This window comes from Rhodococcus sp. PML026, assembly GCF_000963615.1.
GTDB lineage: Bacteria > Actinomycetota > Actinomycetes > Mycobacteriales > Mycobacteriaceae > Rhodococcoides > Rhodococcoides fascians.
Genome location: NZ_KQ031373.1, coordinates 155,922 through 172,840, shown reverse-complemented (window position 1 = coordinate 172,840; position 16,919 = coordinate 155,922). Strand labels below are relative to the sequence as shown.

At 65.7% G+C, this 16,919-nt stretch carries 18 protein-coding genes and 1 tRNA gene; 9 read left to right on the top strand and 10 right to left on the bottom strand.

Annotated elements, in window-relative coordinates; all coding sequences use genetic code 11:
• Nucleotides 1-58: 58 nt before the first annotated feature.
• Genes VF34_RS11425 through VF34_RS11410 form a run of 4 tightly spaced genes read left to right on the top strand, consistent with a single transcriptional unit; the run spans nucleotide 59 to nucleotide 4,356 of the window.
• On the top strand, nucleotides 59-748 hold the full coding sequence (locus VF34_RS11425; protein WP_032373788.1) for an HAD family hydrolase: 690 nt from the start codon (nucleotides 59-61) through the stop codon (nucleotides 746-748).
• The gene (locus VF34_RS11420) at nucleotides 745-2,544 is read left to right on the top strand and encodes a glycoside hydrolase family 15 protein (protein ID WP_032373789.1); all 1,800 of its coding nucleotides are present in this window, start codon (nucleotides 745-747) and stop codon (nucleotides 2,542-2,544) included. The genes VF34_RS11425 and VF34_RS11420 overlap by 4 nt, the downstream gene beginning before the upstream one ends.
• A 30-nt stretch (nucleotides 2,545-2,574) precedes the next feature.
• On the top strand, nucleotides 2,575-3,375 hold the full coding sequence (locus VF34_RS11415) for an SDR family NAD(P)-dependent oxidoreductase (protein WP_027494507.1): 801 nt from the start codon (nucleotides 2,575-2,577) through the stop codon (nucleotides 3,373-3,375).
• Nucleotides 3,376-3,384: 9 nt separating this feature from the next.
• Entirely contained in the window at nucleotides 3,385-4,356 is a 972-nt protein-coding gene (locus VF34_RS11410) for an LLM class F420-dependent oxidoreductase (RefSeq protein ID WP_045841445.1), read from the top strand.
• A gap of 61 nt (nucleotides 4,357-4,417) precedes the next feature.
• On the opposite strand, the gene VF34_RS11405 is transcribed toward VF34_RS11410, so the two are convergent.
• The 3 genes from VF34_RS11405 to VF34_RS11395 all read right to left on the bottom strand — a co-directional run bounded on the left by VF34_RS11405 (nucleotide 4,418) and on the right by VF34_RS11395 (nucleotide 5,941).
• A complete protein-coding gene (locus VF34_RS11405; protein WP_027494505.1) occupies nucleotides 4,418-4,843 on the bottom strand; it encodes an SRPBCC family protein in 426 nt (141 codons plus the stop codon).
• 80 nt (nucleotides 4,844-4,923) lie between these two features.
• Nucleotides 4,924-4,997: transfer RNA gene (locus VF34_RS11400), tRNA-Pro, on the bottom strand.
• Nucleotides 4,998-5,014: 17 nt separating this feature from the next.
• Entirely contained in the window at nucleotides 5,015-5,941 is a 927-nt protein-coding gene (locus VF34_RS11395) for a metallophosphoesterase (RefSeq protein ID WP_231578232.1), read from the bottom strand.
• 197 nt (nucleotides 5,942-6,138) lie between these two features.
• Here VF34_RS11395 and VF34_RS11390 point away from each other — a divergent pair, with 197 nt between their 5' ends.
• Nucleotides 6,139-6,603, top strand: a complete 465-nt coding sequence (locus VF34_RS11390) for a GatB/YqeY domain-containing protein (protein WP_032373792.1) — start codon at nucleotides 6,139-6,141, stop codon at nucleotides 6,601-6,603.
• Between the two features lie 66 nt (nucleotides 6,604-6,669).
• Here the strand turns inward: VF34_RS11390 and VF34_RS11385 are convergent, their stop codons facing one another.
• On the bottom strand, nucleotides 6,670-9,021 hold the full coding sequence (locus VF34_RS11385) for a penicillin-binding protein (protein WP_032373793.1): 2,352 nt from the start codon (nucleotides 9,019-9,021) through the stop codon (nucleotides 6,670-6,672).
• A gap of 293 nt (nucleotides 9,022-9,314) precedes the next feature.
• Between VF34_RS11385 and VF34_RS11380 the strand changes: the two genes are divergently transcribed.
• Entirely contained in the window at nucleotides 9,315-9,638 is a 324-nt protein-coding gene (locus tag VF34_RS11380) for a WhiB family transcriptional regulator (protein ID WP_008712729.1), read from the top strand.
• A gap of 20 nt (nucleotides 9,639-9,658) precedes the next feature.
• Here VF34_RS11380 and VF34_RS11375 read toward each other — a convergent pair whose 3' ends face one another.
• Nucleotides 9,659-10,789: an ATPase BagB gene (locus tag VF34_RS11375; protein ID WP_027494500.1), complete on the bottom strand. Its 1,131-nt coding sequence runs from the start codon at nucleotides 10,787-10,789 to the stop codon at nucleotides 9,659-9,661.
• Nucleotides 10,786-11,793, bottom strand: a complete 1,008-nt coding sequence (locus tag VF34_RS11370) for an ATPase BagA (protein ID WP_027494499.1) — start codon at nucleotides 11,791-11,793, stop codon at nucleotides 10,786-10,788. Before VF34_RS11370 ends, VF34_RS11375 begins: the two co-directional genes overlap by 4 nt.
• Nucleotides 11,794-11,898: 105 nt before the next feature.
• On the opposite strand from VF34_RS11370, the gene VF34_RS24970 reads away from it, so the two are divergent.
• Both VF34_RS24970 and VF34_RS11365 read left to right on the top strand, forming a co-directional pair.
• Complete coding sequence (locus VF34_RS24970) at nucleotides 11,899-12,066, top strand: Sp36 family protein (RefSeq protein ID WP_072691993.1); 168 nt, start codon at nucleotides 11,899-11,901, stop codon at nucleotides 12,064-12,066.
• 4 nt (nucleotides 12,067-12,070) lie between these two features.
• Nucleotides 12,071-12,529, top strand: coding sequence for a RidA family protein (locus VF34_RS11365; RefSeq protein WP_027494498.1), 459 nt, complete (start codon nucleotides 12,071-12,073; stop codon nucleotides 12,527-12,529).
• On the opposite strand, the gene VF34_RS11360 is transcribed toward VF34_RS11365, so the two are convergent.
• The gene (locus VF34_RS11360) at nucleotides 12,510-13,898 is read right to left on the bottom strand and encodes a wax ester/triacylglycerol synthase domain-containing protein (RefSeq protein ID WP_230595225.1); all 1,389 of its coding nucleotides are present in this window, start codon (nucleotides 13,896-13,898) and stop codon (nucleotides 12,510-12,512) included. The two genes, VF34_RS11365 and VF34_RS11360, sit on opposite strands and share 20 nt — an antisense overlap.
• 13 nt (nucleotides 13,899-13,911) lie before the next feature.
• Entirely contained in the window at nucleotides 13,912-14,772 is an 861-nt protein-coding gene (locus VF34_RS11355; protein ID WP_032373795.1) for a Gfo/Idh/MocA family protein, read from the bottom strand.
• A gap of 71 nt (nucleotides 14,773-14,843) precedes the next feature.
• On the opposite strand from VF34_RS11355, the gene VF34_RS11350 reads away from it, so the two are divergent.
• Nucleotides 14,844-15,635 carry an MBL fold metallo-hydrolase gene (locus tag VF34_RS11350; protein ID WP_032373796.1) on the top strand — a complete coding sequence of 264 codons (792 nt, stop codon included), beginning with the start codon at nucleotides 14,844-14,846 and terminating at the stop codon, nucleotides 15,633-15,635.
• Between the two features lie 27 nt (nucleotides 15,636-15,662).
• Here the strand turns inward: VF34_RS11350 and VF34_RS11345 are convergent, their stop codons facing one another.
• On the bottom strand, nucleotides 15,663-16,337 hold the full coding sequence (locus tag VF34_RS11345; protein ID WP_027494494.1) for a Crp/Fnr family transcriptional regulator: 675 nt from the start codon (nucleotides 16,335-16,337) through the stop codon (nucleotides 15,663-15,665).
• A gap of 255 nt (nucleotides 16,338-16,592) precedes the next feature.
• On the bottom strand, nucleotides 16,593-16,862 hold the full coding sequence (locus VF34_RS11340) for a hypothetical protein (protein WP_027494493.1): 270 nt from the start codon (nucleotides 16,860-16,862) through the stop codon (nucleotides 16,593-16,595).
• Nucleotides 16,863-16,919 lie beyond the last annotated feature (57 nt).

The window sequence follows — 16,919 nt, the reverse complement described above, 5'->3', positions numbered from 1 at the left end:
ACCGGTGGTGAGGGGCCCGTTTTGTTTGCGTGTACAGCCCATGGGTATTCGTACGCCCATGTCTGAAAGTGCTCCGAAGGTCGACGCGGTGTTGTTCGATATCGACGGCACGCTCGTCGATTCCAATTACGTCCATGTCGACGCGTGGTCCCGCGCGTTCCGCGATGCCGGGCACGAGGTGTCGTCGTGGCGCATTCATCGCAGTATCGGGATGGACGGGTCGAAGTTGCTGGAGGCGTTGGTCGGTTCGTCCGACAGCGCGCTCGCGCAGGAAGCGAAAACCCTGCACGGGGAGTACTACGCGGCCGCGTCGCAGACCTTGGAAATTCTGCCGGGTGCACGGGAGCTGTTGGCAGAGCTGAACACTCGCGAGGTCACCGTGGTGCTCGCGACGTCCGCTCCGGAGTCCGAGCTGTCGACGTTGCGTGATCTGCTCGAGGTCGAGGATTCGGTAGCGGTGGTGACATCCGGCGAGGACGCCGAGGTGGCAAAGCCGGAGCCCGACATCATCGGTGTTGCGCTCGAGCGCGCCGGCGTCGACGCCGAACACGCGATCATGGTGGGAGACAGCGTGTGGGACATCGAATCCGCGGGCCGGGCAGGGGTGCGGGCCATCGGCGTGCTGAGCGGCGGTATCTCACGCGCAGAGCTGCTCGACGCGGGTGCGGTGGCAGTGTTCGACGACCCGGCCGATCTGCTGGAACACCTCGCCGAGAGCCCGATCCTTGCCGGCAAGGCAAGTGCTTGAGCAACTTCCGAAAGCCTTGTCCGAGGGTCGACGGGTACGTCCCCATCGAAAGTTACGGCGCGATCGGTGACGGCCGGACCGTCGCGATGATCGCCGACGACGGCCGCATCGATTGGTTCCCGGTACCGAATCTCGATTCGCCACCGCCGTTCGCCTCGCTGCTCGACGCCCCGCACGGTGGGTACATCGAACTGACGCCCAGAGGCGAGTTCACCGTCGAGCGCGAATTCGTGCCCGGCACAAACGTTCTGACCACCACGTTCCGCACCGACGGCGGTACGGTCCGAATCACCGACTCGCTCAACACAGGTGTGGCCGGGCGATTGCCGTGGGTGGAGTTGGCGCGCCGCATCGACGGACTGGACGGAACAGTGGACATGACGTGGTCCGTCGCACCGGGGACGATGCTCGGTATCGCGTCGCCGTGGGCGTACGACACCGAGCACGGAACCGTCCTGCGCGTCGACGGATTGACGCTGGCAGTCCGGACTTTGGGGATCGAAGACGTGCAGCTCGCGGATCGCGACATCAGCGGCATCTTCACCACGCGCTCGGGTTCGCGTCACGTCATCGGTGTGGTCGGAACCGAGAACGAGCCACTGCCTCTGCCGGATCCTCAACACCTCGACGAGGGCATCGACCGGACCATCGACAATTGGCGCGTCTGGTCGGACGAGTTCTCGTACGAGGGCCCGTGGGCGAAGCACGTCGCTCGCAGCGCGTTGGCGTTGAAGCTGTTGCTGCATAGCCCATCCGGTGCTATCGCGGCGGCAGCGACCACGTCACTGCCCGAGAATCGCACCGGTGGCAAGAACTGGGACTACCGCTACGCCTGGGTTCGCGACGCCGCGTACACCATTCGGGCGCTGCAACGGTTCGGTCTGCGTGAGGAAATCCATGCGGCGGTCGCGTGGCTGTTGAAGGTCATTCGAGTCAACGATCCGTTGGTGAACGTGTTCTACACCCTCGGCGGCGAATTGCCGGGCGGCACAGAGCAGCCCGACGTGCCCGGCTGGCGCGGCATCGGACCGGTGGTCAACGGCAACGCCGCGGCGGACCAACTCCAGCTGATGATCTTCGGAGACCTGTTCTCGATCATTCGGCAGTACGTGGACGCGGGCAACATTCTCGACGCGCAAACCGGTCGGCTGTTGGCGACCATCGCGGACGAGGCCTGCGACTCGTGGCAGCGCAAGGATGCCGGTATCTGGGAGCTCGAGGTGGAGCAGCACTACACGAGCTCGAAGCTGGGGTGCTGGCAGGCACTGGACTGCGCGGTGCACCTGGCCGAAGCCGGGGAGATCCCGGGCATACCGGATCGGTGGAAAGCCGAGAAGGAGTGCATACGGCGGTACATCGAAACCGAGTGCTGGTCCGAGGAGCGGCAGACATACCTCGCGTACCCGGGAGCCGACGGGCTCGACGCGTCGGTGCTGTTGGCAGCGGAGATGAATTTCGATCGCGGAGAACGTATTTCGGCCACGATCGATGCGCTCGGCGAGGAGCTCGGTGCCGGGCCGTTGATGTACCGCTACAGCGGAGTGGCCGAGGAAGAGGTCACGTTCGTGGCCTGCGCGTTTTGGCGAGTGTCGGCGCTGTCGTGCGTCGGCCGAGACGACGAGGCCACGGCCCTGATGGACCAGTTGGTGGAAATGTCCAACGACGTCGGGCTGTACAGCGAGATGATCGATGCTTCGGATGGGTCGTTTCTGGGTAACTTCCCGCAGGGCTTGAGCCACCTGGCCCTGGTGAATGCGGCGTTGACCATCGCGCGTTCGCACGACGCCACAGCCTGACAACCGACCTCTAGCGCAAAGTGGGATCGAATGGATTTGGGAATCGACGGTAGAGCCGCACTGGTGACCGGAGCCGACTCCGGCATCGGGTGGCACACTGCGAAGCTGCTGCTGGCCGAGGGCGTCCGTGTGGTCGTCAGCGACAAGGACCAGAGTTCGCTGGACGAAGCCGCCGCGAAACTCGGTGCAGCGGAAGGACAGCTGTTCGCGTTCGCCGCGGACGTGACCGACACCGAGGCCGTCGAGAACCTGGCAGTGCGCACGCAGCAGGCCGTGGGCGACATCGACATTCTGGTGCAGTCCTCCGGCGTCACCGGCGCTCAGGGGCTGTTCCACGAGATCGACGAGGAAGGGTGGCGCTCCACCCTCGACATCGACCTCATGGGCCCGGTCCGCCTACTGCGCGCGTTTCTCCCCGCCCTCCGGCGCGGTGGATGGGGGCGCATCGTGCTGTTGACGTCCGAGGACGCCGTGCAGCCGTACGACGACGAATTGCCCTACTGCTCGGCCAAAGCCGGAGTTCTGGCTCTGGCCAAGGGGCTTTCGCGCAGCTATGCGTCGGAGGGCCTGCTGGTCAACGCGGTCTCCCCGGCATTCATTCACACCCCGATGACCGACGCGATGATGGACAAGCGAGCCGAAGAGAAGGGCACCGACAGAGACGGTGCCATCGAGAGCTTCCTCGACGAGGAGCGCCCGTACATGGAACTGGGACGCCGCGGCGAACCCGAGGAAGTGGCCTCGGTGATCACGTTCCTGTGCTCGGACCGCGCGTCCTTCGTCAACGGATCCAACTACCGAGTCGACGCCGGTTCCGTCGCAACAATTTAGGAGAACAGCATGACCAATTTCGGATACACGTTGATGACCGAGCAGAGCGGTCCCAAAGAGCTGGTGAAGTACGCCGTCGGAGCCGAGAAGGTCGGCTTCGACTTCGAGGTCAGCAGTGACCACTACTCGCCGTGGCTCTCGTCCATGGGCCACTCTCCTTACGCGTGGACCACTTTGGGTGCGGTCGCGCAGGCCACCGAGCGCGTCGAGTTGATGACGTACGTGACGTGCCCGATCATCCGGTACCACCCGGCCGTCGTCGCCCAGAAGGCGGCGACATTGCAGATCCTGGCCGACGGACGTTTCACCCTCGGCCTCGGCAGCGGCGAGAACCTCAACGAGCACGTCGTGGGTGAAGGCTGGCCGTCCATCGACAAGCGACAGGACATGTTCGTCGAGGCACTCGAGATCATCCGCGCACTGCACGCCGGTGGCCTGGTCACCTACGAGGGCAAGCACTTTCGCGTCGACTCGGCTCGGATCTGGGACCTGCCCGAGGGCGGCGTCCCGATCGGCATCGCAGCCGGCGGCGAGAAGGCCGTGGCGAGGTTCACCGAGTACGGCGATCACCTCATCGCCACCGAGCCGGATGCGGATCTCGTCAAGGCGTGGTCGGACAACCACGAGGGCCCGGCGCGCTCCATCGGCCAGATCCCCATTTCGTGGGATCCCGACAAGAATGCCGCCATCGATCGCGCACACGACCGCTTCCGCTGGTTCGCCGGCGGCTGGGCCGTCAACGCGGATCTGCCGACGACGGCCGGTTTCGCCGGTGCGACGAAGTTCGTCAGGAAAGAGGATGTGGCCGACACGATCCCGTGTGGACCGGACCTGGACGCCATCGTCGAGGCCGTGAAGCCGTACTGGGAGGCCGGTTACACCGACATCGCGCTGGTCCAGGTGGGCGACGAAACTCAGGAGCGCTTCCTGGCCGAGGCGGCCGGCCCGCTGTTGGAGAAGCTGCGCGCTGCGTCCAGCTGAGCACACACGAGAAGACCCCGATCGAGACCATCGATCGGGGTCTTGTCGTTGTGCGGCAGTGCTACCGAGCCAAGCGCGGCAGGTTCTTCGAGATGCTCGACGTCAACGCCTTGCCGACGATCGCGGCGAGACCGGGGATCGGGGCGTCGAATCCGATTGTGTAGTCGAGTTCGGTACCGCCGTCAGTGGTGGGGGTCAGCTTCTGCACACCCCAATGACCGCGTAGCGGGCCACCTTTGGTGATGCGGTACTCGATGAGGGTGTTCGGCTCGGAGACGGTTGTGGTCTCCTCGAACGCGGGGAGTGGCCCCAGCTTCAGGCTACGAGCCGATCCGACGCCGTTGCGTGAGGTGTCTCCATCGCGCACCCGGCGGATCTTGGCCAGGAACAACGGGCCGAGGTTCTCGTGTTCGGACAGCGCCGCGAAGACGACGTCGGGAGACGAAGCGAACCGATGGGTGACATGAACGCGGGTGGGGGTCGGCATGCCTCACAGTAGCGCCGATCAGGCAAAGAAAAGGGACCCGCTCGACTGAATCGAGTGGGTCCCTTTTCGTGGTCCAACTGTCGGGGTGGCGGGATTCGAACCCACGACCTCTTCGTCCCGAACGAAGCGCGCTACCAAGCTGCGCCACACCCCGTGTACCGCTGGAGAAGTCTAACTCACGACTGCCTCAGAACGCGAAACGCCCTCGTCGGAGACGTCCTTCGGGCCCTTTCTGGGGGCAGGAGTGAGCGTGATCAGGGTTGCTTCGGGGCGGCAGCAGAAGCGGGCAGGCGCGTACGGCGATGTCCCGAGACCGGCCGACACGTGGAGCTGCGTGTGCGCACCCCACTTGGACGGACCCTTGACCCGGGAGCGATCGATCTCGCAGTTCGTCACCAGCGCACCGTAGAACGGCAGGCACAGCTGGCCGCCGTGGGTGTGCCCGGCGAGGACGAGGTCGTAACCGTCCTGCGCGAACTTGTCCAACACCCGGGGCTCGGGGGAGTGGGTAATGCCGAGGCGCAAATCCGCCAACGGGTTCGGCTGGCCCGCGATGGTGTCGTAGCGATCGCGCTTCAGGTGCGGATCGTCGACGCCCGCCGATGCGATCCGGACTCCGGCGACCTCGAGTTCGCGGCGGACATGCGTCACGTCGAGCCAACCGCGTTCGGAGAACGCAGCCCGCAGATCACGCCACGGCAGCGACTCGCCCGTCGTGCGCTTGTGGTTCTTGTCGAAGTACCTGAAGGGGTTCTTCGGCTTGGGTGCGAAGTAGTCGTTGCTGCCGAACACGAACAGCCCTGGACGCGACAGCAGCGGCCCGAGAGCCTGCACGACGCTGGGAACGGCGCGTTGGTGCGACAGATTGTCGCCGGTGTTGACCACGAGGTCGGGTTCGAGGCGGTCCAGTTCGCGGAGCCAGTTCTGCTTCATCCGCTGGCCCGGCATCATGTGCAGGTCGCTGATGTGCAGTACTCGCAGCGTCGCGGAGCCGGGTTCGAGCACCGCCATCGACGTCTCACGGAGCGTGAACGCGTTGCGCTCGACGAGGGTGGCGTAGCCGATGCCCAAGGCCGCAGCACCCGCCGTCCCGATCACCGAGCTCTTGAGCGGTGCCGCTCTGACGACGTCGCGCGTGTGCTCGGCAACCGACCGCAGTTGCGTGGAAGCGCTGCGCAGTTGCGCCGAGGTTGGCAGTAACGAGGAACTGAAGTGAACGGCCACCCAGTCCACGATACGGCAGCAAGCCGATATGGACGCGCGAGCCGACGGCTGGGCCGCGTAGCGTTTCTGCCATGTCCGAACTCAAGGCCCGTATCCGAACCGACCTGACCACAGCGATGAAAGCGAAGGACAAGCTCCGGCTGGCAACGCTGCGCATGATCCTCGCCGCCATTCAGACCGAGGAGGTCTCCGGCAAGGAGGCCCACGAACTGACCGACGACGACGTCCTGAAGGTGCTGGCAAAGGAATCGAAGAAGCGCGGCGAATCGGCCGAGATCTACACGCAGAACGGCCGCGGCGAACTCGCCGCCAACGAGCACGCCGAGGCGCAGATCATCAACGAGTATCTGCCCACTCCGCTGACCGACGAGGAACTGGCCACCATCGTCGATACCGCCATCGCCCAGGTCGCCGAAGTATTGGGCGAGCGACCGGCCATGAAGCAGATGGGCCAGGTCATGAAGATCGCGTCGGGACTCGCTGCCGGTAAGGCCGATGGATCCCGCCTGTCGAAGGCCGTCAAAGACCGCCTGTAGTGCGCTCCGCGCAGTGGTGCGGTTATGTGCCCCAGGAGGGCCGTAACCACACCACTGCCGCAGGCACTAGCGAGGAGCGGTGAGCCCGGGGATCGCCGGTATCTGGATACCCGGCGGCAGGTCCGGTATCTGGATACCCGGCGGCAGGGCAGGGGCCGGAGCCGGTGCCGGGCGAACCGATCCGTCACTGACGTAGATCGTGATGTTCGATCCGGGAACCGCACTGCCCGACGGTGACGTCGACACCACGGTTCCGCGCGCAGCCTGATCGGCCGTCGTCACCGCTGTCACCTGGAAGCCCGCACCCTGCAGCGTGGACGTCGCGGACGACTGGCTCTGGCCGGTGACGTCGGGTACCTGTCCGTTGGCCGAACCGCGGACGTACTTCTGATCGACCGGTGGAAGTTGGACGGGCCCGTAGTTGGTGGCGATCGGGCTCATCGCGTCGAACCAGGTTCTCGCGGGTTCGTTACCGCCGTACAGGTTTCCCGAACCGCAGGGCCGAAGCGGGAACGAGCAGATCTCGCTGGGCGTCGGTGAGTCGCCGTAGGTGTACACGGCGGCGGCGTAATTGTTGGTGAACCCGAGGAAGCCCGAGGATCGGTTCGACTCGGTGGTACCGGTCTTGCCGGACATCGGCAGGTTCCAGCCGGCCGAGGCAGCGGCGGACGCGGACGTGCCACCTGCCTGGTCGTCCTTGCTCATAGCGTTGGCGAGGGTGTTCGCCAGACCGGGTTCGACGACCTGCTCGCAGGCCTGGTGAGCGACGGGGACGGGCTTGCCGTCGCGGTCGAAGATCGAGTCGATCGGGGTCGGCGGGCACCATTTGCCACCGGAAGCCAAGGTCGCGGCCACGTTGGACAGCTCCAGCGGGTTCACCCAGGTGGGTCCGAGGGTGAACGAGCCGAGGTTCTGACTCTTCTGGAAATCGGCCATCGACTGCTCGGCACCCGAGGAACCCGGGTCCGTGTACGAGCGCAGGCCGAGACGGACGGCCATGTCGACCGTCGGCGTGACGCCGACGGACTCGATCAGCTTGACGAAGGCCGTGTTGGGGGACTGAGCCAGCGCGTCGGTTATGGACAGCGCGGGTGGGTAGTTGCCCGCGTTTTCCACGCAGTAGGTGGAGGCCGGGCAGTTACGAGCACCACCGTCGCCGACGCCCTTGACCTCCACGCGCTTGGGGACCTGCAGCGTTGCGCTGGTGCCCAGTCCGCGTTCCATGGCGGCGGCCGTGGTGAAGATCTTGAAAATGGAGCCGGCTCCGTTACCCACGAGGGAGTGCGGTTGCGGCTGCACGGTCTCGTCGGCGTCGGCGTTGAGGCCGTAGGTGCGGCTGCTGCCCATCGCCAGGACGCGGTGCTGGTCCTGGCCCGGGGCGACGACGTTCATCACCGTCGCCACGCCGTCGAGCGAGGGGCTGGTGTTGCTGACCAGGGCGGACTTGGTGGAGTTCTGGACCGCGGGGTCGAGCGTCGTGCGGATGAGATACCCGCCCTTGTCGATCTGCTCCTGGCTGATTCCGGCCTGAGCGAGGTACTGCAACGCGTAGTCGCAGAAGAATCCTCGGTCTCCTGCCGCGATACAGCCGCGGGGCAGGGTCTGGGGGACCGGTAGCACGCCGAGGGGCTCGGCCTTGAGTGCGGTGAGCTCGGCCGCACGCTCGGGGAGGTTCTGGATCATCGTGTCGAGCACGGTGTTCCTGCGCTCGATCACACCCTCTTCGTTGGTGTACGGGTTGAGGGCGGAGCTGGACTGGACCATGCCGGCGAGCATCGCGGCCTGGACGGCGCTGAGCTGGCTGGCATCGATGCCGAAGTACGTCTGAGCCGCGTCCTGGATGCCGAACGAGGCATTACCGAACGGCACCAGGTTGAGGTAGCGGGTGAGGATCTCGTCCTTGGTCAGTTCCTTGTCGAGGGTCAACGCCATCCGGATCTCGCGGATCTTGCGGGCGGGCGTCGTTTCGATGGCGGCGCGTCGCTCGGCGTCGGTCTTCGCCACGACCAGCAGCTGGTAGTTCTTCACGTACTGCTGGTCGATGGTCGATGCACCCTGCTGGACCTGGCCGCTGGTGGTGTTGGTCAGGAACGCGCGCAGCGTGCCCTGCCAGTCGACGCCCTGGTGCTCCGCGAAGCGCCGGTCCTCGATGGAGACGATGGCCAGCTTCATCTCGTTGGAGATCTTGTCGCTCGGTACCTCGAAGCGGCGCTGTTCGTACAGCCACGCGATCGGGTTGCCGTTGACGTCGGTCATCGTCGAAACAGCAGGTACGGCACCCTCGACCAACTCGGCCGAGACGTTGTCGACGGTATCGGCGGCGCGGTTGGACGCGAACCCGAACCCGCCGGCCAAGGGGAACATCACGCCGGCGAGCAATGCACCGGCGAGTGCTGAACATCCGGCGAGCTTCGCCACGGTTTTTCCAACTGACACAGAGCACAGCGTACGTGTGCCTCGTTCGGATCGGCAGTGCCCCGCATGCGTTGTGCGCTGCGCCCCTGCTCGGGACGCCCGTACCAGAAATGTGACCTCACCGTCTTGCATTCGGGGCCGGGTTTACCTAAATTATGAGCACAGTGTGATTCGCATAACACTTGATAATGAATGTGGGGCAGCTCCTAGAATTTGTGCTTCGACACCGAGGTACAAACTGCTCGGAGCCTCCAGGACGCCCAGTGAGGGCGACCGAGACGTAAAGGGGATCCGCCATGCACACGACAACCGCGCCGACGCGACTCGATGTAGAGGAAGCAGAAGCACGTATCGCTTGGGTGTCACACGCTCGGTGCAAGGGCACGGATCCGGACCAGCTGTTCGTCCGGGGTGCAGCGCAGCGCAAGGCCGCGACCATTTGCCGGCACTGCCCGGTTCTGATGCAGTGCGGTGCGGATGCCCTCGACAATCGCGTCGAGTTCGGTGTGTGGGGTGGCATGACCGAGCGTCAGCGCAGGGCACTGCTCAAGCAGCACCCCGAGGTCGACTCGTGGTCCGAATTCTTCGAGACCCAGCGTCAGCAGCAGGCGGCGATCTGACCGCCTGCCGAAACGGCCGATCAGCCTCTGCGGGTCAGCTGGTCGGCCACCGCGCGTAGTGCGGCGAGGTCGGAGACCTCGAACGGCAGGGACGGAACACCGACGATGGGCACGCGGGGGTGCGCGCCGGTGAAGCGTTTGAGCAACCGCACCTCGCGCGCCGCCGTCACCGCGCGTTGAGCGTGGATACGCAGCACCGCAGCAGTCAGTTCGGCACCGGGGTCGTCGATTCTGTCCAGGAGATCGGCGGCAGTGGCCGCGTGATCGGCCTGCACCGACGACAACGTCGGATGCGTCCGATTTACCACCAGTCCGGCCAGCGGCATGTTCTCGGCGGAGAGTCGCTCGACGAAGAACGCGGCCTCGCGCAATGCGTCGGGCTCGGCGGCAGCGACGACGAGGAAACTGGTGCCGTCCTCGCGGAGCAATTGGTATGTGCGCGTAGCGCGTTCGCGGAACCCGCCGAACATCGAATCCAGCGATTGCACGAAAGCCGAAGCGTCGGACAGCATTTGGCTGCCGATGACGGTCGAGACGCCGCGCATCGCCAGGCTCATCGCGCTGGTGACGACGCGGGTGATTCCTCGTCCGGGAGCGGTCAACAGCCGGATGAAACGACCGTCGAGAAACGACCCGAGCCGTTGCGGAGCGTCGAGGAAATCCAACGCGTTGCGCGACGGCGGAGTGTCCACCACGATCAGATCCCACGACGCGTCGAGGGACAGCTGCCCCAGCTTCTCCATCGCCATGTACTCCTGCGTGCCCGAAAAGGACGACGCCACAGTCTGATAGAACGGGTTGGCCAGAACCTGCGCCGCCTTTTCCGGCGTCGAATGTTCGATGACCATCTCGTCGAACGTGCGCCGCATGTTCAGCATCATCGCGTGCAGTTCGCCCTTGGCGTCGGCACCCAATTTCACCGGCTGCGGGCTGTTGTCGAGGTCGCCGAGCCCGAGGGCCTGGGCCAGCCGGCGAGCCGGATCGATGGTCAGCACGACGACACGCCTGCCCTGTTCGGCGGCACGCAGAGCCATCGCCGCTGCGGTGGTGGTCTTCCCGACACCGCCTGCGCCGCAGACCACGACGATTCGTGACGCGGGGTCGGTGAGGATGCGGTCGACGTCGAGTTCGGTTGCTGCTGGTCGAGTCATCGGACACCCTGTTCTGCGAGCGTGGCGGCGAGCTCGTACAAGCCGCCGAGGTCGACGCCGTCGGCCAACATCGGCAGCGTCATGCGTGCGACGTCGAGTTCGTCGAGTTGTGTTGCGCTCTCCACCTGAGCGGACAGCGTCGACGCGTGCTCGATCGATTCGGTCAGGAGACCGGCGAAGTCGGCCTCGGACAACGTGATTCCGGTCTTGGCCAGACCCTCCTGAATTGCGACGGCATCGATCTCGCCCTCGGCGATGGGTTCGAGGGAGTCGGCAGGCAGGTACGTCGGCTCGGTGCGGTTGACGATCACCGTGCCCAGGCGGAGGTCGGCTGCTTCGAGCTCGCGTACCGCATCTGCCGTCTCCTGCACCGGCAATGCTTCGAGCAGGGTGACCAGGTGCACGACGGTGTCCGACGAATGCAGCAACCGCACCACGCCCTCGCTCTGCGAGCGGACCGGGCCGCCCTTGGCCAGGTCGGCCATGGCCTTGGTGACGTCGAGGAAGTTTCCGATGCGGCCGGTGGGCGGCGAGTCGACGACCACCTCGTCGTACGCGCGGTTGCCCTTCTTGTCGGTGCGCACCACGCACTCCTTGACCTTTCCGGTCAGCAGTACGTCACGCAGGCCGGGCGCGATGGTCGTCGCGAACTCGATGGCACCGATCTTGCGCATCGCGCGGCCGGCGAAACCGAGGTTGTAGAACATGTCGAGATACTCGAGGAACGCGGTCTCGATGTCGATCGCCAGCGCGTAGACCTCGCCGCCGCCGTCCGCCGAGGCGACGCGGGTCTCCACCGGCGGGAGCTGCGGCACGTCGAACAGCTGCGCGATGCCCTGCCTGCCCTCGACCTCCACCAACAACACTCGCCGGCCACCCGCGGCCAGCGCCAACGCCAGCGCGGCAGCGACCGTCGACTTACCGGTACCGCCCTTGCCGGACACGAAATGCAGCCGCGCGGCATCCGCCTTCGCCGGCCATCCCTCTTGCTTCGATGTACCCACGCCTCGACCATATAGAGACGCGATGCCGGTCGTCCGACAGAACCGAGAATCACCCGATCGCAGTGACGCACCCCTCGTACTCCGGTGGGCGATAGGCTTCGAGTCATGAGCGAAAAGATCATCTGGGAGTACTTCACCGCACCGGTGCTGATTCACGCCACCAAGCAGATTCTCGACAACTACGGCTCCGAGGGCTGGGAGCTCGTGACGATCATGGCGGGACCGAACGGCGGCGACACACTGGTCGCGTACTTCAAGCGTCCGAAGGGCTGACGCCGTGGCGAACTGGAGCGAACGCCTCTCCGAGCTGGGCATCGAGCTGCCCGACGTCGTTCCGCCGCTGGCCGCGTACGTCCCCGCCGTACAGGTGGGTTCGCTCGTCTACACCTCCGGTCAACTGCCGATCGTGGACGGAAACCTGACGTCCGTGGGCAAGGTGGGTGCCGACGTGTCGGCCGAGGACGCCACGGCAGCTGCGCGGATCTGTGCGTTGAACGCGCTGGCCGCGGTGCATGCGCTGGTCGGTATCGATTCGGTCGCACGCGTGATCAAGGCCGTCGGCTTCGTCGCTTCCGCGGAGGGCTTCACCGGTCAGCCCGGTGTCGTCAACGGAGCCTCGAACGTCATCGGCGAGATTTTCGGTGACGCAGGCAAGCACGCCCGCTCGGCCGTGGGTGTCGCCGAACTTCCGCTCGGTGCGTCGGTGGAAGTGGAGCTCATCGTCGAACTGCAGTAGTCGACGTCCCATGAAGTGCACCGCAGGTCTCGTCGACTGCGGAACGCAGCAGGTCGGCATACACGGCGTGATCGGGGACCGTCGTCGGGCAGGCCGTCACACAGACGGTGACGACGTCCCCGTATCCGTACACGGCGTGGGTGATGCTGCAGCCCGGGCTCAGCGATGCGACCCCCGCGCACAGGGTTGCCCGGCTCGACCCCAACTCGAGGTCCAGACCGGTTCGATTGACGCTCGTCACCACGGTATGGCTGGTGACACGCTCGGGCGTACCGCTGCGAGGCGCGACGAGCCGAGCGCGGCGACCGAAGCCGAGCAGTAGAGCGGCGGGGTAGAGCTCGGCCGACCGGGTGGCGTCGATGTGGCGGCGATCGTTCACGCGTTCACGCTGCAGGTTGAGCGCGTGCGCCACTGCCGATGCTCGGTCGGGCACGTCGGTGAGCTCGGGATGCAGATCGACGGCAGCCGGGACGGTTCGGTTGACGGCAGGCCAGGCCGCCGACGTCTCGATCGCGGTGGGCACTGTGGCGCGGATGCGGGTGCCGACCCTCTCTCCGTGCGCCGCGAGATACGTCGACAACGCCGCTCCGACGGCGGTGAGTGCGGTAGCCGTGACGGTGGCCGGCCCGCCCGTCCACTGCGACTTCGGGAACTGCAGGACGTGCACCGCTCTCGTTTCGTCGGGATGGGCGTTGACGCGCGTGGGTTCGACCGGTGCGGGGGCAACCAGCTCCCCGGTCCGCACTGCGTCGAGATACGTCTGCTGTGCCCGCCCCATCCGCCGCTGCGACCGCGCCCAGCGGTAGGGCAGGAGCGCCGTCGCAACGACCGCATCTCGCACGCGACGTGGACGAGAGACGGCAGGGTCGTCGGGGAACGTGACGTTGTCGGTCGGCTCGTCCGGTCCGAAGAGAGCTCGAACGATGCGGGTACCGACCGACCCGTCGGACAATGCGTGGCTGACCTGAACGATCACGACGGTGGCCGCACCGCGGATACCGTCGACGCCCGACAGGCCCCGGCCGACGTGCACGGTCCATGCCCGCGTCGTCGCATCGACCGGAACGCACGCGCGTTCGGCCAGAAACGAATTCAGTGTGTGACGACCGTCGGAGAGATCGTGGTCGACCACGTGGTCACGAGGCGGCGTCGGGTCCCTGATCCATCGGGGGTACTCCAACAGACCCACCGCATCGCCGATGCGAATCTGCAGTCTCGGAACGAATCGAGCGCGTCTCTCGACGTGGGCCACGACGTCGTCGAACGTCGGTGGCTCGTGGTCCCCCGAGTCGAAGACGAACGTCGTGTACTGGTCCATCGAGCGATGCGGGGCCGAGGTGTAGTGGAACATCGCATCTTTGACGTCCATGGTGGTCACACGATCAGGGTGCCCACTCCCGCGCCCGATCAATCACCCTCTGCAAGTGCAGTCCTCGGTGCACCGAGCATTCGTGGTCGACACCCGATTCCACCGACTCGAGGAACTCGTCCAGCAGTACGGCGTAACAGTCGGTCGACGACGTGGATCGGTCGGTGAAGGTGTCGACTCCGGCGGGTCCGGACAGCTCGATCCGCATGAGCGACGGCATGACCGGTGTCCGCAGCGACAATTGGACGGTGCTCCGCGCGCCGCCCTCGTGTTCGAGTAGAACGGTCCAACTGTCCGACGCCACGTCGCGGTGCGAGTAGGCAACGCGCGCAATGGTTCCCAGTGCCGCGTCGAGGAGATCGAAGACGTGTGGCCCGATGTCGAGGATCGCCCCGTCGTCGTGTCGCCACTGCGATTCCGAGTACGCCCCGCCGAGAGTGGCACCGGAGAACCAGGTTCCGGAGCCGGCTGCCCAGGGGCGGCCCGCTGTCGAGGCGAGGAATTGCCTTGTCTCCGGGGCGAATCGGAGTGTCAGAGTCACCATGGAACGAACTTCGGCGGTGGTGACGGCCTCGGCCAATTCCTCGGCCTCTGCCACGGTGGCGGCAATGGGCTTGTCCAGCAACACATGCTTGCCTGCTCGCGCGGCGCGGAGGGCGAACCCGGCTTGCACAGCCGGTGGAACCGCGAACGCCACCGCGTCGACGGCATCGAGCAGGGCGTCGAAGGACTCGTAGACGGGTGCACCCAAATCGGCCGCAGCGTCCGGTCTGCGGGCCCACACTCCGGTGAAGTCCACTCCTGGATGGGCGAGCAGCGAGGGGGCCTGAGTCTTGCGGGCCCAGGGGCCGGCTCCGACGAGTCCGATCTTCATATGCGTCGACGTTAGTCGTCGGCACCGGTCCTGTTCCACCTCGAGAACAGTGGGCGTCCTACAGTTGTTTAATGGCCGACTCGAACTTGACGCATCCCGCCTACGGACTGGTCCGGCACGTGACGCCCACGGCGTCGGTTCTGCTCGCGGAGAACCCGGGCAAGATGACGCTGGACGGAACGAACACGTGGATCCTGCGGGCACCGGGTTCCGAGGAGTGCATCGTCGTCGACCCGGGGCCGAAGGACAAGGCCCATCTCGACGCCGTCGCCGCGTCGGGCACGGTGGTGCTGACCCTGGTGACCCATCGCCATGCCGATCACACGGCAGGGTTGAAACGGTTTCACCGCAAGACAGGGGCACCGGTGCGGGCGGTGGGGGAGAAGTTCCTGCACGGCGGCGGCGAGCGGTTGGCGGACGGCGAGGTCATCGATGCGGCGGGTCTACGGATCCGAGTGCTCCACACGCCCGGTCACACGGCGGATTCGGTGAGCTTCGTGCTCGACGACGCGGTCCTGACGGGAGATACGATCCTCGGCCGCGGCACCACGGTGCTCGACCCGAAGGACGGCTCGCTCGCGGACTATCTGAATTCGCTCGATCGGCTCGAGGCCGCCGGTGCGGGCAAGACGGTGTTGCCGGGGCACGGGGCCGATGTTCCGGATACCGCCGAGGTGGCGCGACTGTATCGCGCTCACCGTCGGCAGCGGCTGGATCAGGTGCGGGCGGCGTTGGTCGAGATCGGAGACGACGCCAAACCGATGCAGGTGGTGCGCCACGTCTATTCGGACGTGGACAAGAAGTTGTGGCCGGCTGCGCGGATGTCGGTCAAGACGCAGCTGGCCTACCTCAGGGAGAACTAGCGAGCTGCTGTCTCGAAGGAACTCGGCCTAGCGAGCTCGGCGGGCCAGGCGCTCGGAGTCCGAGATCAGTACGGACTTGCCCTCGAGGCGCAGCCATCCGCGGTGTGCGAAGTCGGCCAGTGCCTTGTTGACGGTCTCGCGCGACGCTCCGACGAGCTGAGCGATCTCTTCCTGCGTCAGGTCGTGGGTGACGCGCAGCGATCCCGCTTCCTGGGTGCCGAAGCGCTGGGCAAGCTGCAACAGCGCCTTGGCCACGCGTCCGGGGACGTCGGTGAAGATGAGGTCGGCCAAGTTGTTGTTGGTGCGACGCAACCGGCGAGCCAGCACGCGCAGCAGCTGCTCGGCGATCTCGGGGCGCTGATCGATCCAGTCCTTGAGAGCAGCGCGGTCCATGCTGACCGCGCGCACCTCGGTGACCGTGGTGGCCGAGGACGTGCGAGGGCCGGGGTCGAAGATGGAGAGCTCGCCGAACATGTCCGACGGTCCCATGATCGTCAGCAAGTTCTCGCGGCCGTCGGGGGAGCGTCGCCCGAGCTTGATCTTGCCGGAAACGATGATGTAGAGCCGGTCTCCGGGCTCACCCTCGTTGAACACCACGTGTCCCCGGGGGAAATCGACAGGCTGCAGCTGCTTCGTCAGTGCCGCAACCGCAGAGGGTTCGACTCCTTGGAAGATGCCGGCCCGTGCCAGGACGTCGTCCACTTGCGCTCCTTTTGGGATGTCGGCGATGCGGTGACCCGCACCCCCGAAGGCGTCTGTACACACTCGTCTCACCACCGAATCGCGCTGCGATTCAGGCGTCGATGCCGATGCAATGTTCAAACACAACAATTACCTCAGGGGAGTCTACTTCGACTCGGCCGAAACCGAGTGATCGACGCCACCACAGGTTGCCAGAGGAACGGTACGTCTGTTCGCGTTCACCGTAAATTCATCCGAATGCGGACAATTGGGTGCTCAACTGGCCCGTTGGTCGACCATGCCGTCGCGCGTGTCGATCGTGCGCGGAGGAGTCTGGTGACGCTTGCGGGTGTTGAACCGAGCCAGGGCGTGGGGGAAGCCCTCGTTCGCCAGTGTGGCGACCTCGGACTTGCTCGCCTGATCGAGGAATTCCTCTACTTCGTGCTCCCGGACGCCGAGCTTGCTGAGCCGGAACTCGACGCGCTCCATCGCGAGTGCGAAGAGCATGAGTAGTACCGGAAAGAGCACCACGGCGAGTCCTTGCATACCGGCCAGTTAACACCGAAAAGGTCTCGATACAAACACAGCTCGGCGCGCTCGCGT

Coding starts and splice junctions, on each gene's coding strand:
- VF34_RS11425 (WP_032373788.1), top strand. CDS start 59: ATGTCTGAAAGTGCTCCGAAGGTCGACGCGGTGTTGTTCGATATCGAC.
- VF34_RS11415 (WP_027494507.1), top strand. CDS start 2,575: ATGGATTTGGGAATCGACGGTAGAGCCGCACTGGTGACCGGAGCCGAC.
- VF34_RS11410 (WP_045841445.1), top strand. CDS start 3,385: ATGACCAATTTCGGATACACGTTGATGACCGAGCAGAGCGGTCCCAAA.
- VF34_RS11405 (WP_027494505.1), bottom strand. CDS start 4,843: ATGCCGACCCCCACCCGCGTTCATGTCACCCATCGGTTCGCTTCGTCT.
- VF34_RS11390 (WP_032373792.1), top strand. CDS start 6,139: ATGTCCGAACTCAAGGCCCGTATCCGAACCGACCTGACCACAGCGATG.
- VF34_RS11380 (WP_008712729.1), top strand. CDS start 9,315: ATGCACACGACAACCGCGCCGACGCGACTCGATGTAGAGGAAGCAGAA.
- VF34_RS11375 (WP_027494500.1), bottom strand. CDS start 10,789: ATGACTCGACCAGCAGCAACCGAACTCGACGTCGACCGCATCCTCACC.
- VF34_RS24970 (WP_072691993.1), top strand. CDS start 11,899: ATGAGCGAAAAGATCATCTGGGAGTACTTCACCGCACCGGTGCTGATT.
- VF34_RS11360 (WP_230595225.1), bottom strand. CDS start 13,898: ATGGACGTCAAAGATGCGATGTTCCACTACACCTCGGCCCCGCATCGC.
- VF34_RS11355 (WP_032373795.1), bottom strand. CDS start 14,772: ATGAAGATCGGACTCGTCGGAGCCGGCCCCTGGGCCCGCAAGACTCAG.
- VF34_RS11350 (WP_032373796.1), top strand. CDS start 14,844: ATGGCCGACTCGAACTTGACGCATCCCGCCTACGGACTGGTCCGGCAC.
- VF34_RS11340 (WP_027494493.1), bottom strand. CDS start 16,862: ATGCAAGGACTCGCCGTGGTGCTCTTTCCGGTACTACTCATGCTCTTC.